The sequence below is a fragment of the Polaribacter sp. R2A056_3_33 genome, from assembly GCF_019278485.1.
Classification (GTDB): domain Bacteria; phylum Bacteroidota; class Bacteroidia; order Flavobacteriales; family Flavobacteriaceae; genus Polaribacter.
Genome location: NZ_CP058984.1, coordinates 18,612 through 43,991, shown reverse-complemented (window position 1 = coordinate 43,991; position 25,380 = coordinate 18,612). Strand labels below are relative to the sequence as shown.

The 25,380-nt window shown below is 29.8% G+C and carries 23 protein-coding genes; 9 read left to right on the top strand and 14 right to left on the bottom strand.

Annotated elements, in window-relative coordinates:
- The first annotated feature begins 73 nt into the window (after positions 1-73).
- The 6 genes from H0I29_RS00220 (at position 74) to H0I29_RS00195 (ending at position 6,597) form a co-directional block, all read left to right on the top strand.
- Positions 74-652 (top strand): hypothetical protein, encoded by a 579-nt coding sequence (locus H0I29_RS00220; protein WP_218753996.1) that lies wholly within the window; start codon positions 74-76, stop codon positions 650-652.
- An 83-nt stretch (positions 653-735) separates the two neighbouring features.
- Positions 736-1,728: a UDP-3-O-(3-hydroxymyristoyl)glucosamine N-acyltransferase gene (lpxD, locus tag H0I29_RS00215; RefSeq protein ID WP_218753994.1), complete on the top strand. Its 993-nt coding sequence runs from the start codon at positions 736-738 to the stop codon at positions 1,726-1,728.
- A 124-nt stretch (positions 1,729-1,852) separates the two neighbouring features.
- Positions 1,853-2,029, top strand: coding sequence for a CAL67264 family membrane protein (locus tag H0I29_RS00210; protein WP_240914557.1), 177 nt, complete (start codon positions 1,853-1,855; stop codon positions 2,027-2,029).
- Positions 2,030-2,083: 54 nt separating this feature from the next.
- A complete protein-coding gene (ettA, locus tag H0I29_RS00205) occupies positions 2,084-3,775 on the top strand; it encodes an energy-dependent translational throttle protein EttA (RefSeq protein WP_165733609.1) in 1,692 nt (563 codons plus the stop codon).
- Positions 3,776-4,006: 231 nt separating this feature from the next.
- Entirely contained in the window at positions 4,007-5,926 is a 1,920-nt protein-coding gene (locus H0I29_RS00200; RefSeq protein ID WP_218753993.1) for a sensor histidine kinase, read from the top strand.
- Positions 5,927-5,928: 2 nt separating this feature from the next.
- The gene (locus tag H0I29_RS00195) at positions 5,929-6,597 is read left to right on the top strand and encodes a response regulator (protein WP_218753992.1); all 669 of its coding nucleotides are present in this window, start codon (positions 5,929-5,931) and stop codon (positions 6,595-6,597) included.
- 200 nt (positions 6,598-6,797) lie between these two features.
- Here H0I29_RS00195 and H0I29_RS00190 read toward each other — a convergent pair whose 3' ends face one another.
- A complete protein-coding gene (locus H0I29_RS00190) occupies positions 6,798-7,733 on the bottom strand; it encodes a hypothetical protein (protein ID WP_218753990.1) in 936 nt (311 codons plus the stop codon).
- Between the two features lie 247 nt (positions 7,734-7,980).
- Here H0I29_RS00190 and H0I29_RS00185 point away from each other — a divergent pair, with 247 nt between their 5' ends.
- Complete coding sequence (locus tag H0I29_RS00185; protein ID WP_218753988.1) at positions 7,981-8,478, top strand: DinB family protein; 498 nt, start codon at positions 7,981-7,983, stop codon at positions 8,476-8,478.
- A gap of 8 nt (positions 8,479-8,486) precedes the next feature.
- On the opposite strand, the gene H0I29_RS00180 is transcribed toward H0I29_RS00185, so the two are convergent.
- The 8 genes from H0I29_RS00180 to trmD all read right to left on the bottom strand — a co-directional run bounded on the left by H0I29_RS00180 (position 8,487) and on the right by trmD (position 18,355).
- On the bottom strand, positions 8,487-9,488 hold the full coding sequence (locus H0I29_RS00180; protein ID WP_218753986.1) for a DUF6695 family protein: 1,002 nt from the start codon (positions 9,486-9,488) through the stop codon (positions 8,487-8,489).
- A complete protein-coding gene (locus H0I29_RS00175; RefSeq protein ID WP_218730965.1) occupies positions 9,488-9,730 on the bottom strand; it encodes a DUF6095 family protein in 243 nt (80 codons plus the stop codon). Before H0I29_RS00175 ends, H0I29_RS00180 begins: the two co-directional genes overlap by 1 nt.
- A complete protein-coding gene (gene murQ, locus H0I29_RS00170; protein WP_218753984.1) occupies positions 9,720-10,538 on the bottom strand; it encodes an N-acetylmuramic acid 6-phosphate etherase in 819 nt (272 codons plus the stop codon). Before murQ ends, H0I29_RS00175 begins: the two co-directional genes overlap by 11 nt.
- Positions 10,539-10,747: 209 nt before the next feature.
- Positions 10,748-11,578, bottom strand: coding sequence for a DUF4249 family protein (locus tag H0I29_RS00165; RefSeq protein ID WP_218753982.1), 831 nt, complete (start codon positions 11,576-11,578; stop codon positions 10,748-10,750).
- A gap of 30 nt (positions 11,579-11,608) precedes the next feature.
- Positions 11,609-13,987: a TonB-dependent receptor gene (locus H0I29_RS00160; protein ID WP_218753980.1), complete on the bottom strand. Its 2,379-nt coding sequence runs from the start codon at positions 13,985-13,987 to the stop codon at positions 11,609-11,611.
- A gap of 150 nt (positions 13,988-14,137) precedes the next feature.
- The gene (locus H0I29_RS00155) at positions 14,138-16,363 is read right to left on the bottom strand and encodes an NADP-dependent isocitrate dehydrogenase (RefSeq protein WP_218753978.1); all 2,226 of its coding nucleotides are present in this window, start codon (positions 16,361-16,363) and stop codon (positions 14,138-14,140) included.
- A gap of 724 nt (positions 16,364-17,087) precedes the next feature.
- Positions 17,088-17,441 (bottom strand): 50S ribosomal protein L19, encoded by a 354-nt coding sequence (rplS, locus tag H0I29_RS00150; protein ID WP_068450019.1) that lies wholly within the window; start codon positions 17,439-17,441, stop codon positions 17,088-17,090.
- A 230-nt stretch (positions 17,442-17,671) separates the two neighbouring features.
- A complete protein-coding gene (gene trmD, locus H0I29_RS00145; RefSeq protein WP_218730960.1) occupies positions 17,672-18,355 on the bottom strand; it encodes a tRNA (guanosine(37)-N1)-methyltransferase TrmD in 684 nt (227 codons plus the stop codon).
- Positions 18,356-18,461: 106 nt separating this feature from the next.
- Between trmD and H0I29_RS00140 the strand changes: the two genes are divergently transcribed.
- Positions 18,462-18,866 carry a DUF2721 domain-containing protein gene (locus H0I29_RS00140; RefSeq protein WP_166383078.1) on the top strand — a complete coding sequence of 135 codons (405 nt, stop codon included), beginning with the start codon at positions 18,462-18,464 and terminating at the stop codon, positions 18,864-18,866.
- Between the two features lie 17 nt (positions 18,867-18,883).
- Here the strand turns inward: H0I29_RS00140 and H0I29_RS00135 are convergent, their stop codons facing one another.
- From H0I29_RS00135 to H0I29_RS00125, 3 genes are all read right to left on the bottom strand, one after another.
- Entirely contained in the window at positions 18,884-19,501 is a 618-nt protein-coding gene (locus H0I29_RS00135; protein ID WP_218753976.1) for an HPP family protein, read from the bottom strand.
- Positions 19,502-19,701: 200 nt separating this feature from the next.
- Complete coding sequence (locus tag H0I29_RS00130; protein WP_218753974.1) at positions 19,702-20,967, bottom strand: chloride channel protein; 1,266 nt, start codon at positions 20,965-20,967, stop codon at positions 19,702-19,704.
- Between the two features lie 117 nt (positions 20,968-21,084).
- Positions 21,085-21,930 (bottom strand): DUF2911 domain-containing protein, encoded by an 846-nt coding sequence (locus tag H0I29_RS00125; protein ID WP_218753972.1) that lies wholly within the window; start codon positions 21,928-21,930, stop codon positions 21,085-21,087.
- Positions 21,931-22,057: 127 nt separating this feature from the next.
- Between H0I29_RS00125 and H0I29_RS00120 the strand changes: the two genes are divergently transcribed.
- Entirely contained in the window at positions 22,058-22,819 is a 762-nt protein-coding gene (locus H0I29_RS00120; protein WP_218753970.1) for an NAD(P)-binding domain-containing protein, read from the top strand.
- 103 nt (positions 22,820-22,922) lie between these two features.
- On the opposite strand, the gene gldG is transcribed toward H0I29_RS00120, so the two are convergent.
- Both gldG and gldF read right to left on the bottom strand, forming a co-directional pair.
- Positions 22,923-24,569 (bottom strand): gliding motility-associated ABC transporter substrate-binding protein GldG, encoded by a 1,647-nt coding sequence (gene gldG, locus H0I29_RS00115; protein WP_218753968.1) that lies wholly within the window; start codon positions 24,567-24,569, stop codon positions 22,923-22,925.
- Complete coding sequence (gene gldF / locus H0I29_RS00110; RefSeq protein ID WP_218730954.1) at positions 24,562-25,278, bottom strand: gliding motility-associated ABC transporter permease subunit GldF; 717 nt, start codon at positions 25,276-25,278, stop codon at positions 24,562-24,564. The genes gldG and gldF overlap by 8 nt, the downstream gene beginning before the upstream one ends.
- Between the last annotated feature and the right edge of the window lie 102 nt (positions 25,279-25,380).

Below are 25,380 nucleotides of genomic sequence, written 5' to 3'. Positions count from 1 at the left end.
GCACATAATTGAGCAAGTTTTTTAGTGTAATTGCATCTAAATAAGAAGTAAAACTCAAAAAATAAAATCCATAATGAATAAATTTCTTCTAATCCTAGTAACTTTTTTAACATTTAATCTTTTTGCACAACCACCAGGTGGAGGAGGTGGTGAAAGATCACAAGGGCAAAGACCACAATCTAATGAGGTAAAAGAAGTAAAGAAGTTTAGTGCGAACGATGTTGCAGGTCTCTTTTATTATGATATTGATGAAGTAATTAAAAAAATAAAAGTAAAAGATGAGGAAAAACAATATTCAGTAAAAAAAGCACTTAAAAATTATAACTTTAGAATTAAGGAAATTAAGTTTTTAAATTCTGCTAAATTTTCTGATTTAGATATTTTTATGAATTCCATGACTAAAGAGAAGGATAATGATGCTAGTCAGGAAATGAGAAAAAAAGTTGAAGAAATTATTCGTCCTGTTAGAGATAGTGTTCATGAATATGAAAAAGAACTTAATGAAATTTTAGTAGGAATTTTATCAGAAAAGCAGCAAAAGAAGTGGTTAAAATATCAAAAGAAAAAAGTTGAAAGCCTACAACCAAAAAAGCTACAGAATACTAATGAAAGTTCTAGACCAAGCAGAGGTGGAGGAATGAGTAGACAATAAGTTTTAAAAAATTCTATGTTATCATAGGATTTTTTTGTGTTAATAAATATTATAGTACATTTAGAAAAAATTAAAAATAATCTATGAAATCATTTTCTGTAGAAGAAATAACATCACTTGTAAAAGGTGAACAAATAGGAGTTTGTAACGACAAAATTCATGCTCCAGAGCAAATAGAAAACGCAATAAAGGGAAATGTAACTTTTATAGGAAACTCTAAATATGCACGCTTGTGGGAAAACTCAAATGCAAGTATTGCTATTGTTTATGATGGAATAAAAATTGAGCCAGAAAAAGGAAAAGCTTTTATTAAAGTAAAGAATCCAGATTTGGCAATGGCAGTTTTATTAGAAGCTTTTGAGCCAGAATCTCCTTATTTTGAAACGGATATTCATCCAACGGCAGTAATAGATAAAACAGTAAAATTAGGAAAAGGATGTAAAGTAGGTGCAAATTCTTATGTTGGTAAAAATGTAGTTTTAGGAGATAATGTAATCATTTACCCTAATGTATCCATTTTTGATGATACCACCATTGGGAACGAGACTGTAATTTGGTCTGGAACTGTAATTAGAGAACGTACTAAAATAGGTAGTCATTGTATTTTTCATGTAAATGTGAGTATTGGAGCTGATGGCTTTGGATACAGACCAAGCCCTGATGGAAGAGGATTAGTGAAAATTGTTCATATTGGGAATGTGGTAATTGGAAATGCTGTTGAAATTGGTGCAAACTCTTGCGTTGATCGTGGTAAATTTAGTTCTACTATTTTAGGTGATGGTTGTAAGATTGATAATTTGGTGCAAATAGGGCATAATTCTGTTTTAGGAAGATGTTGTATTATGGCAGGACACAGTGGTTTAGCAGGTTCTGTAACTTTAGGAGATGGTGTAATTATTGGAGGAAGTGCCTCTATAAAAGACCATGTTACCATACATTCAGGAGCAAAAGTAGGCGCAGGTTCTGGTGTTATTGCAGATATCGAAGCAGGTAAATCTGTAGTTGGTTATCCAGCATGTGATTCTAGAGAAAAAATGAAACAATGGGTAGCTTTGCGCAAACTTGGTAGGAGCTAGGTTTTTATTAATTATTACTTACTGAAACTCTATTTTTAAAGGCTTTTACTGAAGCCTATTATTGGGCAATACCAAATAATTACCGATATTTGCCAATCAAACGAACTAATTACGAATTATGGGAATGAATAAAAATACAGTATTAGGCTTTGCTACGCTTATTATGATACTTGTTGGCTTAGGTTTAATAGCTTTAGGAGCTTTTAGATATAATGAAGTTGCCGGATGGGGATTTGCGGCAGTTGGTTTTGGTTTCTTTTGTATTGCATGGGTTTTTAATGCATTAAAAGGAAGAGTATAAAAAGTCTACAGTTTTCAGTAGCAGTTTTCAAATTAAATTTAAAAAAACAAACAAATGAGCGACGATAAGAAAGTAATCTTTTCGATGAATAAGTTGTCTAAAACTTATAAATCAACAGGTAAACAAGTTTTAAAAGATATTTATTTAAGCTTCTTTTATGGAGCAAAAATTGGTATTCTTGGTTTAAATGGATCAGGAAAATCTACTTTATTAAAAATTATTGCAGGAGTAGAAAAGAATTTTCAAGGAGATGTTACTTTTGCTCCAGGTTATAAGGTAGGGTATTTAGAACAAGAGCCACAATTAGATCCAGAAAAAACAGTTTTAGAAGTTGTAAAAGAAGGAGTTGCAGAAACAGTTGCAATTTTAGAAGAGTACAATAAAATAAACGACATGTTTGGTTTGGAAGAAGTGTATTCTGATGCTGATAAGATGGATAAACTAATGGCGCAACAAGCTGTATTGCAAGATAAAATTGATGCTGCTAATGCTTGGGAATTAGATACCAAATTAGAAATTGCAATGGATGCGTTAAGAACTCCAGATTCTGATAAGAAAATTGGAGTACTTTCTGGAGGTGAAAAAAGACGTGTGGCCTTATGTAGATTATTATTACAAGAACCAGAAATTTTATTATTAGATGAGCCTACCAATCACTTAGATGCAGAATCTGTACACTGGTTAGAGCACCATTTAGCACAATATAAAGGAACTGTAATTGCTGTAACGCATGATAGATATTTCTTAGATAATGTTGCTGGTTGGATTCTTGAATTAGACAGAGGTGAAGGAATTCCTTGGAAAGGAAATTATGCTGAGTGGTTAGACCAAAAGTCTAAGAGAATGGCACAAGAAAGTAAAACCGCTTCTAAACATCAAAAAACGTTAGAAAGAGAATTAGATTGGGTTCGTCAAGGAGCAAAAGGTCGTCAGACAAAGCAAAAAGCTCGTTTGAAGAATTATGACAAGTTAATGAGTCAAGATCAAAAGCAAACAGACGAAAAATTAGAAATTTACATTCCTAATGGACCACGTTTAGGTACCAATGTTATAGAAGCAACAGGTGTTTCTAAAGCATTTGGAGAAAAATTATTATATGATAATTTAGAGTTTAATCTTCCGCAGGCAGGAATTGTAGGTATTATTGGTCCCAATGGAGCTGGTAAAACTACCATTTTTAAAATGATTATGGGAGAAGAAAAACCTGATGGAGGAAGTTTTTCTGTAGGTGAAACTGCAAAAATTGCATATGTAGATCAAGCACACTCTGATATTGACCCAGAAAAAACAATTTGGGAAAACTTTTCTGACGGACAAGATTTAGTAATGATGGGAGGTAAGCAAGTTAATTCTAGAGCTTATTTAAGTCGTTTTAATTTCTCTGGTAGTGAGCAAAACAAAAAAGTAAATACACTTTCTGGTGGAGAGCGTAATCGTTTGCATTTAGCAATGACTTTAAAAGAGGAAGGAAACGTTTTATTATTAGATGAGCCAACAAATGACTTGGATGTAAATACATTAAGAGCATTAGAAGAAGGTTTAGATAACTTTGCTGGTTGTGCGGTTGTAATTAGTCACGATAGATGGTTTTTAGATAGAGTTTGTACACATATTTTAGCTTTTGAAGGGAATAGTGAAGTGTATTTCTTTGAAGGAGGTTTTTCTGAGTATGAAGAAAATAAGAAGAAACGTTTAGGTGGAGATTTAATGCCAAAACGTATTAAATATAGAAAGTTAATTAGATAATTTTCTCTAAATTATATTTTACAAAAAGCAGCTAATTTTATTAGCTGCTTTTTTAGTTTACAATAGTTTTATCTGCTTTTTCTGTAAGTACACCTTTTTTTATAGTCTTATAAAAAAGATTATTTGGCGATTCTTTTAGAGCTAAAAATATCTTACCAAAAAGAGTTTTTATATAGGTAAATCCTACAAATTAGGATTAATATTTCTAAATATTTATAGTATTTTAGAGGAATGAAACATGTAAAAGTTACATTCCTCCTTTTTCTTTTATTAGCTTTTTTATCCTGTGGAAAAGAAGTTGAAAAAGAAAAGAATTTAAATAAGGAACCTGAAATAAAGGTCTTATTAAAAACCCCTAAATATAAAAAATTAGATGATGTAGAGAAACTTAAGTTTTCAAAAAAGATAGCTAAAGAAATGAAATTAGAGGTTTCAGATAAGTATTTAATATACAACAATATCAGCTATTTATATGGTAAGTTACCTAAAATTGATAGTGCAATTGTTTTTACAAAAAAAATGTTAAACCTACCTAATGTTATAGAAAGCGATAAATTACAGGGAAAAGTTTTTTTTAAACTTGGTAATTATTTTAATAGAATTAATTTAAAGGATAGTGCCTATTTTTATTATTCTAATTCTAAAGAATATTTTTTAAAAACTCAAGATAGTGTTTATATAAGTAATGCTTTAATCAATTTAGCTATTTTAGAGTCAGATTTTGGTAGTTATTCTAGTAGCGATTCTACAGCTGTGCAAGCTTTAAAATTTTTAAAAAGTAATAACGGAAGCCTTAAAGCAAAAGTATTTAATTGCATGGCTATAAACTCTAAGAAACAGTCTTTATATAAAGAAGCAATTTCTTATTACAATAAAAGTATTCTTATTTCGAAGAGTAAAAGTTCTAAAATTATTTATAAAAACAACGTTGCTAATGTTTTTAAGGAGCAAAAGGAATATTCTAAGTCAATTTTAATTCTAGAAGACTTATTAAAAGATACCATTACTCATCAAAAAACTAAAGCCAGAATTATTGATAATTTAGCACATACTAAGTGGTTAAATGATGCGAGTAGTGCTGTCTTAAAAGAGTTGTTATTAGCAAAATCAATCAGAAATACAGAAAAAGATAATTATGGCTTAATTGCTAGTTATAGCCATTTATCAGAGTTCTTCAATAAAAAAGACAATACTAAATCATTGTTTTATGCGAGTGAAATGTATAAAATAGCTAAGCGAGAAAAAAGTCCACAAGACTTATTAGAAGCGATAGATAAAATTGTCAACTTTCAATCACCTCAAAAATCTATTAAGTATTATAAAGAAAGTATTAGATTAAGAGATAGTTTACAAGAAGCAGAAATAAAACGTCAATATAAATTTGCTAAGATTAAATACAATTATGAAGAAGAAAAAAAACAAAAACAGAAATTTAAAACACTAGCTACCGAAAACAAGTTAGTTGCAGAACAAGAATATAGTGATAAGAAAAATATTTTTATTCTTGGTATTCTATTAACATCTGGGTTGTTAATTTTAATTTATAGAAGAAAATATCAATACAAAAAAAGAATCTTACAAGAGAATTATAATACTGAAACAAGGATTGCAAAAAAATTACATGATGAATTGGGGAATGATATTTTTAATACACTTACAAAAGTTCAAAATCCTAAAATTAATACAGAAGAAATTATAAATGATTTAGATAAAATATATCTACAAACTCGGGCAATTTCTCATGAAAATGATTCTATTGAAACGGGGCTTGATTTTGAGAATTATTTTAGAAATCTAGTAGCGAGTTATAATTCTGATAGTTGTAAAATTATATTAAAAGATTTGTCTTGTTTAAATTTAAATAATTTAACCAAAGAGAAACAAATTGTTATCTATCGGGTTTTTAATGAGTTATTTGTAAATATGAAAAAGCATAGTAAAGCGAGTTTAGTCGTTTTAGCATGTAAGAAAACAAATCATAATTTAGAAATAAGTTATGCAGATAATGGAATAGGATTTAAAGAGAATACTATTATTTTTAAAAATGGACTTAAAAATATGGAAACCCGTATAAAAACGATTAAAGGAACCATTAACTTTGAAAATAAGCCGAACAAAGGGTTAAAAGTAAAAATTCATTTTAAAAATTAAGAATGTTTAAAAAAATTTTAGTTGTAGAAGATTTTGATGTTATTAATAGCGGAATTAAAATAGCTTTAGATGAACTGAAGATAAAGGAAGTAGATTTTATTTCTTATTGTGACGAAGCTTTTCTCAAAATTAAAAATGCTTTTTTAAAGGGTGAGCCTTATCAATTAATTATATCTGATTTATCGTTTGAAAACGATGGAACTCCACAGCAATTAAAATCTGGTGAAGAACTCATCGAAAAAATACGACAAGAATTTCCTAATTTAAAAATCATTGTTTTTTCTGTAGAAGATAAATCGTATCGAATTCAATATTTATACAAGAATTTAAAAATTCAAGGATATGTTTGGAAAAATAGAAACGGATTAAAAGAATTAAAAAAAGCAATTAATTTAGCCTATACTTCAAAAGAATTTTACATTTCACCAGATTTAAAGAGTGTAATTCATCCTAAAAAAGCAATTGAAATTACAGATTCAGATATTCTTCTAATAGAATATTTATCTAAAGGGCTGTTGCAAGAGGCTATCAGTAAAAAGTTAAAAGAAAAAGGAATATCACCGTCTAGTATTAGTGCTATTGAAAAAAGATTGAAATTTTTAAAAGAACATTTTAACGCTAATAATCCAGCACATTTAGTTGCTATTACTAAAGATTTTGGACTTATTTAGAACTACTTGCAAACTAAGGACTGTAGATAAAACAAACATTTAATTATAAAAGCCTCATTTCTTTTAGGAAATGAGGCTTTTAACTTTTAATTTTCCTATCAGAACTAATTGAAAATTAGTTAACTGATTTGGTATTCAAATAATTACTTTGTAAATTTATAAAAATAGGTTAATTAAAAATTACGTATAAATACCTGTTTTTAACTTCTTCTTTTTCTCTTATTTTCGTTTTTTGTTGTTGAATTCTGTTTTCTTGTATTTTCAGATTTTTTACTATCCACAGAAGGTCTTCTACTAGAACTGTTGTCATTTCTTTTAACAGAAGTAGGATTTTCTCTTGTTACGGTTGTAGGTCTTCTAAAAGTAGTGCTACTATTTCTTCGATCAATTGTTCCTCTTTTTTGTGTGTTTACAGTTGTAGGTCTTCTCGTTGTTGTATTATTTCTTTTGTCTATTACTGTTCTTCCATTGTTATTTATTGTAGCTGGTCTTCTGTAAGTAGTATTGCTCCTTCTTGTAACTGCTACAGGTTTTCTTCTTCTTAAAATTTTACTTTTTTTACCAATTTTGGCATTCGGATTTGCTCTATAGTAATAATAATTATGGTCTTCTCTAATTTTACTATATTGTCTAGAGAAATCTCTGTGATAGAAATAAGAATTATTGTATTCAAATATATTTCCAATATTTAAATTAATTCTTAAGCCATTATGATGGTAATAATTGTCTTTTACATTTCCGTAAAACTTAGGATTTCCCCAATGATCATATCTAATTTTTAAATTACCTACATCGGTTAATTGTCCTCTATAGTACTTCATAAAAACGTTTCCAATTCTGGTTACATTTCCATATCTATCATAGTTTATAAAAGAGTTTCCTATTCTTTCAATTCTACCTCTATGATCTCTAGCTATATATATGCCTCTTTGATTTCGATTGTCGTAATAATGAGTGTTAAAATCAAATTCTCCATTGGTAAAAATAAAGAACTCAATATCTCGCTCTACAAAATTTACAGTATTTTCGTAAGAGTAATTAAACCCGAAATTGTTTAGGATTTCTTTATTGTTTTCGGCTTTAGTAGTTGAAACAAGAAAGAACATTCCCATTAATATAAGTATACCTTTTTTCATAATTATGGTTTTAGGGTTTTGCCTACTCTAATTTACTTTTCAGCTTCCGTATTTGATTATCATATTTTCAAAGAACGTGCCAAAAAACAAAATTTATATTTAATGAGGTAATAAAGGCTTAATTTGCGTGGGTTTATGTTTCTGATTATTAGTATTTTAAGTTAATATTTGTTTTTTGTTTGAAAATATAGAATAGAACTCGTAAATTCATGAAAATTTTAACGACAAAAGGAAAAATATTTTTTTTATGATTGAAGCTATTGAGAAAAACTTACAAAGAGGAATCTCTTTATTAAATACAATTTCTAACGAACAATATTCAGACAGCTCTGTAGCTCCTTATTTCTCTAGCATAGGTTGTCATATGCGCCATATTTTAGATGTTTTTTCTTGTGTTTTCGAAGGGCTAGAAACAAAATCTATTTATCTAAATAAAAGAAATAGAAATGAATTATTAGAATTACATACCCAATTAGGAATTGAATATTTTAATGAAACAATTCAAAAATTAAAAGAAATTAATACTTTAAGTTTAGAAAGTACAGTGCTTGTTACAGATGATTTAGGCTTGGGAGTAAAATCTGTAAACTATACTTTGGCGGCTATATTAATGCAAGCACACAGTCATGCAATTCATCATTTTGCAAGTATTGGTTATATTATTTATCAATTAGGAATAGAATTACCAGACGCAGATTTTGGATTTAATCCAACTACGCCAAAAGTAAGTATAGAAAGAAGTTAGAATGTGTTTTACGAGTTGTTTTGTAAAATGTATAACTCGTTATTTTGCATAATAATTGCTTCTTTACAATTTGTAGGATATATAAATTGATGTTTCTCTAAATAATTAAAACATTTTTTATCAATGCTAAAATCAGCATAAAAATCTTTTGTACCTTTAGAATCAAACCTTGAGATAGTATAATTTTCTGAATCAATTTGTCTTTCAATCTTAAACCAAGCGCCACTTCCAATTCCGCCTAACCAAGTTCCATCTTTTAAATCAAAAACCTTTTTATTTGGGAGCTCTGTTCCAATTAAGTTCGGTTCAATATCAAATTTATTAAAAAAAGAAGTTTTGTATTCTTTAAGAATTGATCTATTCTTATAATCCTCAATTTGTTGCTTGTAAACACTATAAATACTGTTGTTGGTCTTTCCTTTAATAACATTCCCAATAGGACTTGGTGTTAATAAGTTAGAACGTTTTAATTGTTTACCAATTTTTTTATTTGTGGAAGAAACAATAATTGCATCTGTTACAAATCGGGCGCAATTGGTACCATTTTTTATAAAAGCTCCGTAAGGAATTTCTTTTTGATTTATTAATTGATGAATATAATTATGCGCTTTTTCATAATCAATTTCATTATGAATACTTGCAACCAATCTGCCATCTCCATGTGTTTTTTCAGGATGCTTTTCTATCCAAAGTAAAATTTCTTTTAAGTTGATTAATTTTGAGTTTTCAAATTCGGCATTTATAGAAACCTTAAGTTCTGGGTCTGTTTCTTTAGACCTAACACGTCCGTTACTATAACTTGTAATATACCTCCCAAAATCGAAATAATTAATCTCAGTTTGGTCTTTTTTTATCAATAATAAAGCAGCATGACCCGCTTGTACTGCATGCTTACTGCCAATACCAATTAGAGGCCAAACCTTACTAGAAGGTTCCCAATAGGCAGGTCTTACAATGGTTTCTGGGTAAGAGAGAATTACTATAATTCCGTTAGTCTTGTCTATGCTCATTAATTATTAAAAATTGCTTTTAACAGCACATTAAAAGTTTTAAAAGCAAAGTAAATCGTGAAGATGATTATTAATGCTGCAATAAATAAAATAAGATAAGAGATATATTCTTGAGGAGTGTTATCAAACTTTTTTAATGCTTTAAAGCCCATTGTAAGCGATATTGGTGAAGCTATAAAAAGAATAAGTAGAATACTTAAATTCCTTAAACCTTTACCTAATAAGTTATAATTAGTGCTCATTTTTATAGTTTTTAAGGGCATTTCTAACATTACCATATTTAAGAAGTAATTCCGTTGCCTCGGTTTGGTCTATATTTAGTTCTAAAACTAACATTTTCTGGCCTCTTTCTACCAATTTTTTATTAGAAAGTTGCATATCAACCATTTTATTCCCCTTAACTTTTCCTAATTGAATCATGGTTGCAGTAGAAATCATATTTAGCACTAATTTTTGAGCAGTTCCTGCTTTCATTCTAGAGCTTCCGGTTACAAACTCTGGTCCCACGACAACTTCAATAGGAAATTGAGCAACAATACCTAAAGGACTATTTTTATTACAAGCAATACAGCCCGTAACAATATTGTTTTTATTACACTCTTCCAGAGCAGAAATTACATAAGGTGTTGTGCCAGATGCAGCAATACCAACAACCACATCTTTATTAGAAATTTGGTGTTCTTGCAAATCTAACCAACCTTGGTTTTTAGAATCTTCTGCAAACTCCACAGCGTTTCTAATAGCGATATCTCCACCGGCAATAATACCAACAACTATTTCTGGCGAAACTCCAAAAGTAGGTGGACATTCAGAGGCGTCTAAAACACCTAATCTTCCTGATGTACCTGCACCTAAATAGAAAATTCTACCGCCGTTTTGTAATTTAGTTACAATCTGTGATGTTAAGTTTTCAATCTGTGGCAAAGCCTTTTCTACAGCTAAAGGAACCGTTTTATCTTCGTTATTTATATTGTTTAATAATTCTTTTACAGACATCTTTTCTAGATGATTGTAGTTAGAATCTTGCTCTGTTGTTTTTATAAAATTCATCGGTCAAAAGTACAGAATTCTATATGAATCGTAAATGTTTTTGGGCGTTTTAACGGGCTTTACACTATATCTTTTTTAGACTTAGCTTTAAGTAAATATCCGCAAGGGCAATAACAATTGTATTATTTACGTACAATAGGGATGTCCGATCATCTAAAAAAGGATGCCGTTTCAATCCCTAACGCAGCGCCAAGAACAATACTAATAAATTACTCTTTTTCTACTAAATTTATGTTGTATGTATCTGTTTCCGAAATATGAAAATAACCTAAAGGGAAATTAGCATCGTTAGTAGTATTCACAATATTTCCTAATAAGGATGATGGAATAGACTGAAAAGGGCCACCACCACTTTCTCCACTCTGACTAGATAATATTGTAAAATAAGTGTAGTAATCTTTAGATACTCCAGATAACTTAATAGCTATTTCTTTAGGAAGTTCAATATTTTCATCCTCATAGAAATAGGAAAAATTATAATCAGATCCGTTAAAATAAGTATCTTCTATATTAACAAAATTGTAGGTGTCAATATTAAAAACGTAATAATTCTCTTCGTTTTCATCATCCGAAAATAAAATCTTTAACTCAATTTGATCATCAGAAAAAAGAGTTTCATCACCTTGAGTAATACTATTGATAATGGTAGATTTTACTTTAGTCGCTTTCCCTTTATAAATATCATTATCATAGATTACAGTTAATTCATATTCTGTGTCATCCGCAGGAATAAAAGAATTTATGGGTGTAAAATTTCCATCGGAATTAACATCTTCAAAAGGAATTACAACATTGTCTAGTAAGTTGGTTAAAGTAACAACTGCATTTGTAACAGCCGGAATTTCATCATCAAAATAATCTGCAGATAAACTTAGTTTTACAGTGGTATTTGCTATAATAGGACTTTCATCAAAGAAGACTTCAAAAGAAGCGTCTATAATTAATTTTGGTTCAATAGATGGAACATCAATATCTACCACTTTTTCACAGGTTGAAAAAAAGATGATCATTAGAACGATAATAATTTTTATATTTTTCATAAGAATAATACTTAATAACCTCTAAAGGGTTTAGAATTTAAAATTATAAGTAACAGAAGGAACTAAACCAAAAATAGAGGTTTGTAAGGCTTCGTTTCTATAGGTTTCGCTGTTCTGTGTAAAGTTAATAGACGCTGCATTTTGACGACCGTATAAGTTGTATATTCCAAAAACCCATTCTCCTTGCCATTTTCTAAACTTGTTTTTTTCTGGAGTTAGCGTTGCAGAAATATCTAGTCGGTGATACGCAGGTAACCTGTCTGCATTTCTTCTATTATCATCATAAATAGGCACATTTAATCCTTGGTATTCGTATTGCCCAACCGGATAGTTTGTAGGTTGCCCTGTTTGAAAAACAAAGTTTGCGTTGAATTTCCATTTTTCATTAAAGTCGTAACTTCCATTAATAGAAAAATCGTGTGTTTTATCATAAGCGGTATTGTACCATTCTCCGCTGTTAATTCCGGGTTCAGCAGCCGTTCTACCAGGTGTTTGTTGTTCAGATTTAGATAAGGTGTAAGAAAACCAACCTTTAAATTTTCCTGCATTTTTTTTAAGTAATAATTCTAAGCCATAAGCTCTAGCTTTTCCGTTTAAAATTACCGTTTCAATTTCATTATTGGCAATTAAATTAGCGCCATTTATATAATCGATTCTATTTTGAATGTCTTTATAAAAAACTTCTGTTTCTATTGAGTAATCACCGTTTTTTAGAGATTTAAAATATCCAACAGCGTATTGATCTAAGAGTTGAGGTTTTATATACTTTCCACTAGGTGCCCAAACATCTAGAGGGGTAGGAGAAGAGGTGTTAGATAGTAAATGTAAATACTGTGCCATTCTATTATAACTCCCTTTTATAGAAGTGTTGTCGTCTAAAATATAAGACATAGAAACCCTTGGCTCAAAGTTATTGAAACTTGTAATTACATCACTTCTTTTAAATGATTCTGTAGCAACCGCATCTGCAGATTCGTATTTTTTAAACTCACTATTATAGAGTACAGCTTGGTTATTTGTGTAAACATTTAGTTCATCTTGCCCTAACCTTGTAAAGTTGCTAAAACGAAGTCCGTATTGCAGTCTTAATTTCTCACTAACTTTATGTTCTGCATCTATATAAACAGCAAATTCGTTTGCATATTTATCAATTAATTTTTCTGCTAAAATTCCTGAGTCTTCTCTGTTTGGTTTAATTTCACCTGGATTAAATTTGTTGTAAATGTTGTTTATTCCATAACTCAACTTAAATTTATTATTGATGTAATGGTTAAAATCATATTTAAGGTTATAGTTTGTTATACCAGAATCCCATTCGAAACCAACAAAATCTAGGGTTAATCCATAAAAGTAATCAGAATAAATAACAGATAGGTTAGAGAAAAGTTTATCAGAAAAAAGGTGATTCCAACGTACATTGGCAACTTTATTTCCATAAGTATTTACAAAACTATCGCTAATTCCAAAAACGTCTTTTCCAAAATATCCAGAAAAGAATACGTTATTTCTGTCATCAATTCTATAATTTACTTTGGTGTTTAAATCGTAAAAATATGCGGTATTATCCATATCAAATAATGGTAAGAATAAATGTGCATAAGAAGATCTTCCACCAACTAAGAAAGATACTTTTTCTTTTTTTATAGGTCCTTCTATTAATAATCTAGAGGATACCAAACCTATTCCTCCGGTAACTTTAAACTCTTTACTGTTTCCTTCTTTTTGATAAATATCTAAAACTGACGATAATCTACCTCCGTATTTGGCAGGAATTCCTCCTTTGTATAATTTTACGTCTTTTATAACATCTGGATTAAATACCGAAAAGAATCCGAATAAATGTGAAGAGTTAAAAACGATCGCTTCGTCTAATAAAATTAAGTTTTGATCAGCAGCGCCACCTCTCACGTTAAAACCAGATGCGCCTTCTCCAGCACTTGTTACTCCGGGTAATAAGATTAAAGATTTTATAATATCGGCTTCTCCTAAGACTACAGGTATTTGTTTGATAGTAGCAGATGTAAGTCTGTTAACGCTCATTTGAGGCGTTTTAACATTTAAGTTTTCTACATTTCCTTCTATAATAATTTCGTCTAAACTTTCTGATTCTTCTTTTAGTTTGAAGTTCTTTGTCACTTTTACATTGAGGTCAACGTTTTCAATAGTGGTAGCATATCCTAAGTAACTGACTTGTATTTTGTAACTGCCTTTTGGAAGCGTAATGGAGTAAAATCCATATTGATTGGTGATAGTACCTGAGTTTAATTCTGGAAAATATACAGAAACTCCTATTAAAGTTTCGTTATTACTATCATCATAAATAGTACCACTAATGGTATGCCTTTCTTGACTTAAAGCACTAAAGCTTACTAAGATTACAAAAAAGAAGATTTTTTTTAAAAGAAACATTTTGTTTAATGATTTAATTTAAATTATAAACAAAAATACAAATCTAATTTTTATTATAATGTAAAAACTATTTTTTTTTAATATAAGAATTATAAACAATAAAAGCCGATGTAAAACATCGGCTTTTATTAAAATATGTTATTTAGAAATCTAAATAGCGTTTAAAATAATATTTAAAGTAGCATTAGGACGCATTGCAGCATCTGCTAAATTTTCGTTTGGTAAATAATAACCACCCATTTCTACAGCGTTTCCTTGAATCTCGTTTAATTCTGCTATAATTTTAGACTCATTATCTTTTAATTCTGCAGTAACTTTAGTAAAAGTAGCTTTTAATTCAGCATCTTTATCTTGTGCAGCTAAACCTTGTGCCCAGTAATAAGCTAGGTAAAAATGACTTCCTCTGTTGTCTATTTCACCAACTTTTCTAGAAGGAGATTTATCATTCTCTAAGAATTTATCTGTAGCTTCATCTAACGTTTCAGCTAAAATTAAGGCTTTAGAGTTATTGTTTGCTGTTCCTAAATGTTCTAAAGAAACTGCTAAAGCTAAAAATTCACCTAAAGAATCCCAACGTAAGTGGTTTTCTTCAACAAATTGCTGAACATGTTTAGGTGCAGAACCACCAGCACCAGTTTCAAACAATCCACCACCATTCATTAATGGAACAATAGATAACATTTTAGCAGAAGTACCAACTTCTAAAATAGGGAATAAATCTGTTAAATAATCACGTAAAACGTTACCAGAAACAGAAATAGTATCTTCCCCTTTTATAAGTCTTTCGCAAGTAAATTCAGTTGCTTTTATTGGTGATAAAATTCTAATATCTAAACCTTCAGTGTTATGTTCTGGTAAATATTTTTTTACTTTTTTAATAATTTCTGCATCATGTGCTCTGTTTTTATCCAACCAGAAAACAGCAGGAGTATCAGAAGCTCTTGCTCTTGTTACTGCTAATTTGATCCAATCTTGAATTGGTAAATCTTTTGCTTGACACATTCTCCAAATATCACCTTCTTCAACTTTATGCTCTAAAAGTTTTTTTCCAGAAGCATCTACTACAGCTACTTTACCTGCAGCAGCAATTTCGAAAGTTTTATCATGAGAACCATATTCTTCTGCTTTTTGTGCCATTAAACCAACGTTAGGAACAGTTCCCATAGTTGTAGGATCGAAAGCACCATGTTTTTTACAGAAATCTATGGTTGCAGAGTAAATACCCGCATAAGCACTATCAGGAATAATTGCTTTGGTATCTTGTAATTTTCCATCAGCATTCCACATACGTCCAGAAGTTCTAATCATAGCTGGCATAGAAGCATCTATAATAACATCAGAAGGTACATGTAAGTTTGTAACTCCTTTGTCAGAGTTTACCATTGCTAATTCTGGACCATGATCTATAGCGTATCTTATTTCTTGTCTAATTTCATCACGTTTTTCTTTTGGTAATTCACTTAGTTTAGAAAGTAAATTTCCTAATCCGTTGTTTACATCTGCACCAATTTTTTTAAACGTTTTTCCATGCTTTTTAAATAAATCTGAAAAATAAACACGAACTGCATGACCAAAAATGATAGGGTCACTCACCTTCATCATAGTTGCTTTCATGTGTAAAGAAAACAATACATTTTTGTCTAAAGAATCTTCATACTGCTCTTCTAAAAAAGAAATTAATGCTTTTTTACTCATTATAGTAGCATCTATAATTTCACCGTCTAAAAGGTCTAAATTTTCTTTTAAAACGGTTTTAGTTCCTTTTTCTGATGTATGAACAATACTTACTGATGTTGCATCTTTTATAGTTAAAGATTTTTCATTATTTGCAAAATCACCTTCAGTCATGGTTGCAACATGCGTTTTAGAATCTGAAGACCATGCACCCATAGAATGTGGGTTTTTACGAGCGTAATTTTTTATTGCTTTAGGAGCTCTTCTGTCTGAGTTTCCTTCACGTAAAACTGGGTTTACAGCAGAACCTTTTACTTTATTGTATAATGCTAAAACAGCTTTATCTTCGTCTGTTTTAATTTCATCTGGATAATTAGGAAGGGCAAAACCTTTTTCTTGTAACTCAGAGATCGCTTCTTTTAATTGAGGTACAGAGGCACTAATATTCGGTAATTTAATAATGTTAGCTTCTGGATTTTTTGCAAAATCACCTAAAAAAGCTAAAGCATCTTCTACTTGTTGTTCTGGTTTTAAATAATCTGAGAAATTAGCAAGTATCCTTGAAGATAAAGAGATGTCTTTTACTTCAATTTCTATATTAGAAGATTTTGTAAAAGCCTTTACGATAGGTAAGAATGAACGTGTTGCTAAAGCAGGAGCTTCATCAGTTTTTGTGTAAACAATTTTAGCTATTTTACTCATATTGAGATATATTTTTATATGTTATTTTGTTTTCTACGAAATGCATTTCGTAAAAAAAAGTGGAACAAATTTATGAATTAATAATGATACTTTTGTTGATTAATTATTATTAATTATGTTGTTTTTGTGCGTTTTTAATAATAAATTAAGTCTATTGGTAAGAATGTGAGTTTAAAACAAAATAAAAGCCATATCATACAATTTCTTGTTATGATATGGCTTCTTCGAAATAGTGTTTTAGTACTGTTTGTATTGCTACAATATCAAATAAAAGTTTCCTTTTATATCTCTATAGAAAAGAGATTACCTACTGCTATTTCAGTTTTTAAAACATCCTTAATTTTAATTAAGCATTCTACTTTTTTAAAATTTTTATTAATGTTTCAATTGTAACCATCAAAAATAAATATTTTTAGATTTAAGAACTATTTACACAATGAATAAATCTAGTTTACGTTTCTATTTATTCTTTCAAATAAATAGAAGTTTCAATTTAGTTTTTCTGATTAACAATATTTTATAAAGAACGTTACTTTATGTATTTACATGTCATTTAATAATTAACTTGTAAATTATATTATAAATATATAGTTTTTTTATAGATATATTTCTTTTTTAACATTTTTGTTATTAACAATCTGTTAACCGTAGTTATTAACATTTGTGTACTAAAAAAGCGTTGTGATTTCTCACAACGCTTTTTTTAAATCTAAGTAAAAAGAGATTATTTTCTTCTTTTTTCAGTAATTCTAGCTTTTTTACCAGTAAGACCTCTAAAGTAGAAAATACGAGCTCTACGTACTTTACCTCTTTTGTTAACTTCAATTTTTTGAATAGAAGGTAAGTTTACAGGAAAAATTCTTTCTACACCTATAGTACCAGACATTTTTCTGATTGTAAATGTTTCAGAAGCTGCAACTCCTTTTCTTTGAATAACTACACCTCTAAAAAACTGAGTACGTACTTTTTCTCCCTCTTTAATTTCGTAATAAACAGTGATTGTATCACCTGCTGCAAATTCTGCAAATTCTTTTCTTGCTACAAATTCGTCTTGTACAAATTTTACTAAAGATTCCATATCTTTTAATTTAATTGGTTTTGTAAAACAACGTTCACGATTTTTTCGTCAGAGGTTAATTTAGCGGTTGCAAAAGTAGTCATTATTTTTTGTTCAGAAAATAAAAACTAATTATTTTTTAACCTGATAATTAGCACAATAGTAAAGCTAAAAAATTATAGACGCTTCGTTATTAATTTTAATAAGAGATTGTACTTTTTATGGCTAAACAGTATTTTGATAATACTTCTTTAAGAAGTTTCATCAAGTAAATCTGGTCTTATTTCTTCTGTCCTTTTATAAGCTTGGTCGCTTCTCCAGTCATCAATCTTTGGAAAATTGCCAGACAATAAAACTTCAGGAACTTTCATTCCCTCAAATTCCGAAGGTCTTGTATATACTGGAGGCGATAATAAATTGTCTTGAAAAGAGTCTGTAAGTGCAGATTGCTCATCTCCAATAACACCCGGAATTAATCGAACAACAGCATCTACTAGTACGGCAGCTGCTAATTCTCCTCCTGTTAATACATAATCGCCAATAGAAATTTCTTTGGTTATGTATTTGTCTCGTATTCTTTGATCTACACCTTTATAATGTCCTGTTAAAATAAGTATATTCTCTTTTAATGAAAGTGTATTTGCGGTAGATTGATTTAATGTTTTTGCATCTGGAGTCATATATATAACTTCATCGTACGATCTTTCTGCTTGCAATTTTTTAATACAATTTGCAATCGGTTCAATCATCATAACCATACCAGCGCCACCTCCAAATTGGGTGTCGTCTATTTGTTTGTAATTTCCCAAACCATATTCACGTAAATCGTGAATTATAATTTCTGCCAAACCTTTGTCTTTTGCACGTTTAATAATTGAGTGATTAAACGGACTCTCTAATAAATTTGGGGCTACTGAAATAATATCTATACGCATGCCGCAAATGTACTATTTTTGTTGGATTTTTTAATACCTGTTTTAGTAATAAAATAGTGCTTGATTTCTTATTAGATGTTCATTATTTCTTAAATTTGTTGGCAATATGGAAGAACTAACTTTAACAACACCGGCGCTTTTATTTTCTGCAATATCTTTAATTATGCTTGCGTATACCAATCGATTTTTGGCATATGCGGCGGTGATAAGAAATTTACATGATATTTATTTAGAGAAGAAAGATACTTCATTATTAAGACAAATTAAGAACTTAAAATTACGTTTAAACTTAACAAGATGGATGCAAATATTCGGAATTTCTAGTTTGTTATTTTGTGTGGTAACTATGTTTTTAATATACATAGGTTTAAATATAGTAGCAGCTTGGGTATTTGGATTTGCATTAATTTTATTAATTATTTCTCTTGGGTTGTTGATAAAGGAATTACAGATTTCTATACAGGCATTGCAACATCATATTGAAGATATTGAAGAGCATTTAGAAAAATAAAAAGAGATCACTTTAATTTACTTTCCCCCAAAATTGGGAAGTATTTTTGCCAAACGTTTTTTTGTTTTAAATATTCGTGTAGACATTTTATTCGTTGGGTAGCTTCTGTTTTTGGTCATGTTGCTAAAAATTAAAGCTGTAATCAATAGTATTAAAACACCGCTTAAAACAGGTGATAGCATATAAAAATACCCTAAAGAAGTAATTTTTTCTGTTCCTATAATTGGTATTAAGGCAGTTGCTCCTCCTGGAGGATGTAATGTTTTAGTGTACTGCATTAGTATAATAGAAGCTGAAACAGCCAAAGGAGCTGAGATCCAAATAATATCTGGACAAATTTTTAAAACGCTAATTCCAACAAAAGCAGATAATAAATGTCCACCAATAAGGTTTCTTGGTTGTGAATAAGGGCTCTGTATTGCCCCATAAATTAATACACTTGAAGCACCAAAAGAACCAATTAAAAAAATGTTTTCTACTTTAGTGAATGATAGAGATTGTATAAAAGCAATTATTCCGATACCAATAAAGGCACCAATAAACGACCAAAATTTCTCTTTATAATCTATCAAAGTTTCTTTGTAGATTATATATTTAGTTAGCCTGTACGTTCTTTTTATTTTTTTTTGTACCATCTATTTTTCTTTTCAGTTTTGTAGATAAACAGCGGACGAAGTTATGGCAAAAAGAGTGGAAAATAAAGTTGATTAAAATATTTACGAATAACCAAAAAGAATGATGCTTAAATAGATTTTAATTGTCAATTTATAGGTAACACGTTTATTTCTTGAAAAAAATAAAACGTTCTCGTCAGTTTATTACTAATCTTTAAATACTATTCTTTTTTATCCATTTGAGAACCAATAAATGCAGTTTTTGGTGCTAAAAAATAACCTGTTAAACTAGCAAATAGAATGGGGATGAAATAAGAGAAACCTGTTAATGTAGCTAGTAATATTGTGGTACTCATTGGTGTTCTTGTTACGCAAGCATTTATACCTGCCATGCAACAAATAATTGCTAAGGAAACATTTATAGATGGAAAAAAATGGTGAATTATCAAACCTAATGTTGTGCCTACAAAAAACAATGGTATTATAAAACCACCTCGCCAACCAGAAGTAACGGTTACAGAAATAGCTAAGATTTTAAAAATTAGTATTAAAAATAAAGCATTAATAGAGAAATCATTGTTTAACAAAGAGTTAATTTCTTCATGTCCAAAATATCTTGTTAAAGGAAAATAATAAGAAATGATACCAAGTAGTATCCCACCAATTAAGGTTTTAATATAAATAGCTACTTTGATCTTTTTAAAAACAGATTTTAAAAACTTTGTACAATATATAAATATCCATCCCACTAATGTGGCAGCTATTGCTAATAAAACGGCAATACCAAAATCAAAGGTTCCAGAAAATTGATAAGTAGGCAAAGTCCAAGTAGCACCGAAGCCTAAATGTATAATTAATGAAAAAACAATATAACTAAAACAACTAGCAACCAAAGCAGGCATAATTGCTTTGTAGTATTCTACTGCGTGTTTGTGATGTAATATTTCTAAAGAAAATAAACTTCCTCCTAAAGGTGCTCCAAACAAAGCTGTAAAACCAGAAGCCATACCAGCAATACTTAGTGAGCGTAGTTCTTCTCCTTTTAATCTAAATATTTTTCCTAACCATGTACCTGTAGAACCTGTTACCTGTACTAAAGGTGCTTCCGGACCAAGACTTCCGCCAGAAGCTACACAAAGTAGAGAGGAAAGTACCATTGAAGGGTTGTTTTTAGGAGTTAATTTTCCTTTGTTAAAACGAATATTATCTACAATTAAATCAATCTCTCCTGGGTCTCCAATAAAATGTATGATTAACCCTGCTAACAAACCACAAATAGCCATGGTAGGAATTACCAACCAACCATCAAAAAAAGCTATTTTATGAATTAAAAACTCTAAAACAACCCAATAGGTTCCTGCAATTACACCACCAATTAATCCTACGAGCGCCCAAAGTAAAAAGGTACGATTAAAAACAAATGGATTAAATTTTATGGGTTGGTCTAGTAGGTTAGAATATGAAATTAATTTTCTCTTAATTTTCATTTTGAGTATCGATTTGTAGGTATAAAATAGGTCGCGAAATTAGATGAAAATAGTATGGAAACAAAAAATCTCAAGTGAAAGCTTGAGATTTTAAGTTTTATTAAAGAGAAAAACAATTTACATTGCTCCCCATTCTTTTAAAGATGCTGTATTCATTTTAATATAACCTGCATTTCCTGCTTCTTTAGCAAGTCTTAGAGATTCTTTTGCAGCTTTAATAGCTCCTTTTTTGTCTCCTGCTTTTGCATGAATTAATGCTTGTTTACGAACATAAAAGAATTTTGGTGACTCAGCCGTCATTTCAATAGCTTTGTCAATCCAAATTTGTGCTTCTTTAATATCTTTATCTGCTTCTAAATAATAAGATGCAGCTGCATAATAATCAGCAGCAGAAGGTCCGTTCATAACAGTTATAATTTGGTTAGAAACCATTTCTTCTACTGGTGTTTCAATTTTAAAACCTACATAGGTGTTTTCCCACATAATTCCTAAAACAGCCGTATTAGTGGTCATATCATCAAAACTAATGGTAAAAGTTTCAATTACCATTGGTATATTTTGTGTTGCAACATTCACTTTTGCAACAATTTTAGTTTCGTCTAATTTTTTTGGAGTTCCACTTTTTGTTTCTTCATATATTACAATATCCCAAGATTTCTCTGTAGGTATAGAAAAAATAGTATAGCTTCCTTTTTCTACTTTATTCCCATCAATAGTAATATCAGTAGAAAATGTAATTTTTGTATTGGCATTTGCTCCAGTTCTCCAAACTTCATTAAATGGAACTAAATCTCCAAAAATTGTTCTTCCTTTTACTCCTGGTCTAGAGTATTCTACAGTAATATCTGTTAAGCCAACAATTTGTTCAATTTTTTGTAATGGACTTGGTTGGGGTGTAGTAATTTGTGCGTTTACAGTTAATGTAAATACTGCGATAAATAAAGATAAAATAATTCTATTCATAATTAGTGATTTTTTTGTGATTTTATTGATACTCAAAATTACAACTTCAAATAAATAGAATTGTTAACAAAACCTTAAAAAGGGATTGTATATTTGTTATTATTATAGCGTTAAAAAGTGGTTTTTTATGAGGAATGTAAGTGTTTTAGGTTGTGGTTGGTTAGGGAAATCTTTAGCGATTTCTTTGTTGGATGAAGGGTATGCTGTAAAAGGTTCTACTACGAGCGAAGAGAAGCTAGAACTTATAGAAATGAATCATATAGAACCTTATATTGTAAATATTTCTGAATTTGAAGAGTATGATGATTTCTTACATACAGATATTTTAATCATTGCTATAACTTCTAAAGATGTGGATGGTTTTGAAAATTTAATATCTCAAATTGAAAACTCTCCGATTCAAAAAGTGATCTTTATTAGTTCTACTTCTGTTTATGGTAGAATAAATAAAGTAATGACGGAAGAGGATGCTGTTTTAAATACACCGCTAACAGAAATTGAAAATTTATTTAGAGATAATACTTTTTTTGAAACCACAATAATTCGTTTTGCTGGTTTATTTGGTGATGTTAGACAACCTTATAATTGGTTTAAAAATGGACGAAAAATTCCGCAACCAAAGGGGTTTGTAAATATGATTCATAAAGAAGATTGTATAGAAATTATTCATGAAATTATAGCACAAGATTGTTGGAACGAAACTTTTAATGCGTGTTCTAATCATCATCCAACTAGAAGAGAATTTTATACCATAGCAAAATTAAGCAATGATTTTGAAATACCAGAATTTGAAGATAATGAAGTCTATGAATGGAAAATTATCAGTTCTAAAAAAGTCCAAGAAGTTTTAGGTTATACTTTTATTCATGATGACTTGTTAGATATATAGGGAGTTAATATCATTTCGAATTGATAGTCGTTATACAGGTAAGTATTTCGTTCTCAAAAAAATCTCAGCGTATCTCTGCGTTTTTCCTCCGTAAATCTCTGTGTTATAATCGACTATACTTCCTCTTTCTCAGATAATTAAAAACAAATCCGAAGGTAAATAAAAGGATTAATGGTAGAACCACATTTAAAAACTGCCAAAAAGTACGTTCTTTAAACGCTTTTTGTTTGTCTAATATTCTAATTTGTAAAGTTTTGTTTCTAAGCTGAATTAAGCCTGCATCATCTAGTAAATAATCGACAGTATTTAAAAGGAAATCTTTATTACCAAACTGTTGATTTGTCCATTTATCTCTATTTAAATCGAACGGTTGCTTTTTTAAAATCTGATTTTTTCCAATATCACCATCAGAAATTACGACCATTTTATTGTTAGTCGAATGCTCTTTAAAAAGATTGGTTTCAAAAGGTTTTACCCTGTCTTTATAAGCCGATTTAAAATTACCTTCAAGTAAAACTGCAACTAACTGATTTCCGCCTCTGTACTCATCTTCAATGACTTCATCTGCAATAGATTGTAGTTCAATAAAGCTAGGAGTTCCAATTCTTTTCGTTAAAGTAGAACTTAATAATAAAGGTGTTTTTTTAATGTTGTTTTTTAAAGTATCTATCTGATTTACAAATTGCAATCTAACAGGAGAAACATTTTTTGTAATTGGATGATTTGGATTTCCACCAACCAAAGGATGGAAGAACCAATCTAAATTTTTAAACTGTGTTTGATTTCCAACTTTACCAGTAGCTAAAGGGATTTGAGCTGCAAATAAATCTTTAATCAGAGAGGTATTAATTCTTATTCCGTAAGAAAACAACATGTCTGTTAAGTTTAAATCTCTTGGATACGCCAACATCTTTCCAGAATTGAATAAACTATCTTGATCTGCTTGCACATTGTCTAACATCCACAATGTTTTTCCGCCATTGGCGATAAATTGATCTAAAGTCAGTTTTTCTTTCTCTGTAAACTTTTCGGTTGGCTTTGCAATAATAGCCAAATCTAAAGACGTTAAATCTTTAAGAGTTTGCTGTGGATTGATTTCTACAGAGTCTAATGTAAATTTTGCTAATTTATATTTCTTAGCAACTTCACTTAAAAAACTATACTGATAAATGTCTTGTAATTCTCCGTTTCCAGTAATTACAGCCACACTTTTTTGCTTTTTTTGAGTAACAGAATTAATGGCGTTAGAAAAACTATATTCTAAGTTTTCAATGGCTTTTTGCAGTTGTTCGTCTTGCGATGCTACAATGGCATTTGGCAATAATGAAACAACGGTAGCTTTTTTACCGTACACTACTTCTGCAAACGGAAAGATAATAGCTTCAGACAATTTACCATCTTCTTCAACGGTTAACTGGCTAGGTAACATGCCTCTTTTAATCAACTCTTCTCGCTGATTATCTGGGTTTTCAAAATTAATTCTGATGTTAGAATTAGTAGTGGCTAGCTCTTCTAAATACTGTCTTGTTTCTGCTTGTAATCTTTTAAATTCTGATGGAAAATCTCCTTCTAAATAAATGGTAACAAATAAAGGATTGTCTACTTTAGAAAGTATGTTTTTTGTGGTCTCAGAAAGCGTGTAACGATTATCTGCTGTTAAATCGAAACGTTTGTAAAATGATTGGTTGATCACATTTAAGAGAATCAATCCAACAATTATAAGGATGCTATTTTTTATATTTTTATTCATTATCTAAACGTGTTTTAGTGATGAATAAAAAGAAAACAGTAACACTTAAAAAGTATACAATATCTCGTGTGTCAATTACACCTCTAGAAATACTTTTAAAATGTTCGTTTAATCCCATTTTTTTTAGGGTTAAATTATTACCGATAGAATCGGAAATTACATCAAAACCATAAAATAAAAAGAAGGTGATAAAAACACCTAATATAAAGGCTACTATTTGGTTTTTAGAAAGTGTAGATGTAAATAAACCAATAGCAGTATAGGTTGCGGCTAAGAATAATAAGCCAAGATAAGAACCAATTGTACTACCAAAATCGATGTTTCCGGCAGGGTTTCCTAATTGATAAATCGTATAAATATAGGTTAGCGTAGGTATTAAAGCAACAAAAACTAATAGGAGGGAAGCCGAGAATTTACCGAGTACAATTTGCCAATCGGAAATTGGTTTTGTTTTTAAGAGTTCTATGGTTCCGTTGTTAAACTCATCAGCAAAACTTTTCATGGTAATTGCCGGAATCAAAAATAAAAAGACCCAAGGAGCTAAGAAGAAAAACGAAGTTAAATCTGCAAAACCTGCGTTTAAAATATTAAAATCGCCTTTAAAAACCCACAGAAACAAACCGTTTAACAATAAGAAAACACCAATAACTAAATAGGCAATTGGGCTTGCAAAAAATGAGTTGAATTCCTTCTTTAAGATCGCTATCAATGTAAAATGTTTATGCGTTTACTTGGTTCTTTGTATTTCTAATTTTATTTGTCAAAAGCACCTCGACAAGCACAGTGTGACATTGTTTTTTAATTGTTCTTA

Bases quoted from the DNA above. Each gene is read 5' to 3' on its own strand.
- H0I29_RS00220 (WP_218753996.1), top strand. From the start codon at position 74: ATGAATAAATTTCTTCTAATCCTAGTAACTTTTTTAACATTTAATCTT.
- lpxD (WP_218753994.1), top strand. From the start codon at position 736: ATGAAATCATTTTCTGTAGAAGAAATAACATCACTTGTAAAAGGTGAA.
- H0I29_RS00210 (WP_240914557.1), top strand. From the start codon at position 1,853: ATGAATAAAAATACAGTATTAGGCTTTGCTACGCTTATTATGATACTT.
- ettA (WP_165733609.1), top strand. From the start codon at position 2,084: ATGAGCGACGATAAGAAAGTAATCTTTTCGATGAATAAGTTGTCTAAA.
- H0I29_RS00200 (WP_218753993.1), top strand. From the start codon at position 4,007: ATGAAACATGTAAAAGTTACATTCCTCCTTTTTCTTTTATTAGCTTTT.
- H0I29_RS00195 (WP_218753992.1), top strand. From the start codon at position 5,929: ATGTTTAAAAAAATTTTAGTTGTAGAAGATTTTGATGTTATTAATAGC.
- H0I29_RS00190 (WP_218753990.1), bottom strand. From the start codon at position 7,733: ATGAAAAAAGGTATACTTATATTAATGGGAATGTTCTTTCTTGTTTCA.
- H0I29_RS00185 (WP_218753988.1), top strand. From the start codon at position 7,981: ATGATTGAAGCTATTGAGAAAAACTTACAAAGAGGAATCTCTTTATTA.
- H0I29_RS00180 (WP_218753986.1), bottom strand. From the start codon at position 9,488: ATGAGCATAGACAAGACTAACGGAATTATAGTAATTCTCTCTTACCCA.
- H0I29_RS00175 (WP_218730965.1), bottom strand. From the start codon at position 9,730: ATGAGCACTAATTATAACTTATTAGGTAAAGGTTTAAGGAATTTAAGT.
- murQ (WP_218753984.1), bottom strand. From the start codon at position 10,538: ATGAATTTTATAAAAACAACAGAGCAAGATTCTAACTACAATCATCTA.
- H0I29_RS00165 (WP_218753982.1), bottom strand. From the start codon at position 11,578: ATGAAAAATATAAAAATTATTATCGTTCTAATGATCATCTTTTTTTCA.
- H0I29_RS00160 (WP_218753980.1), bottom strand. From the start codon at position 13,987: ATGTTTCTTTTAAAAAAAATCTTCTTTTTTGTAATCTTAGTAAGCTTT.
- H0I29_RS00155 (WP_218753978.1), bottom strand. From the start codon at position 16,363: ATGAGTAAAATAGCTAAAATTGTTTACACAAAAACTGATGAAGCTCCT.
- rplS (WP_068450019.1), bottom strand. From the start codon at position 17,441: ATGGAATCTTTAGTAAAATTTGTACAAGACGAATTTGTAGCAAGAAAA.
- trmD (WP_218730960.1), bottom strand. From the start codon at position 18,355: ATGCGTATAGATATTATTTCAGTAGCCCCAAATTTATTAGAGAGTCCG.
- H0I29_RS00140 (WP_166383078.1), top strand. From the start codon at position 18,462: ATGGAAGAACTAACTTTAACAACACCGGCGCTTTTATTTTCTGCAATA.
- H0I29_RS00135 (WP_218753976.1), bottom strand. From the start codon at position 19,501: ATGGTACAAAAAAAAATAAAAAGAACGTACAGGCTAACTAAATATATA.
- H0I29_RS00130 (WP_218753974.1), bottom strand. From the start codon at position 20,967: ATGAAAATTAAGAGAAAATTAATTTCATATTCTAACCTACTAGACCAA.
- H0I29_RS00125 (WP_218753972.1), bottom strand. From the start codon at position 21,930: ATGAATAGAATTATTTTATCTTTATTTATCGCAGTATTTACATTAACT.
- H0I29_RS00120 (WP_218753970.1), top strand. From the start codon at position 22,058: ATGAGGAATGTAAGTGTTTTAGGTTGTGGTTGGTTAGGGAAATCTTTA.
- gldG (WP_218753968.1), bottom strand. From the start codon at position 24,569: ATGAATAAAAATATAAAAAATAGCATCCTTATAATTGTTGGATTGATT.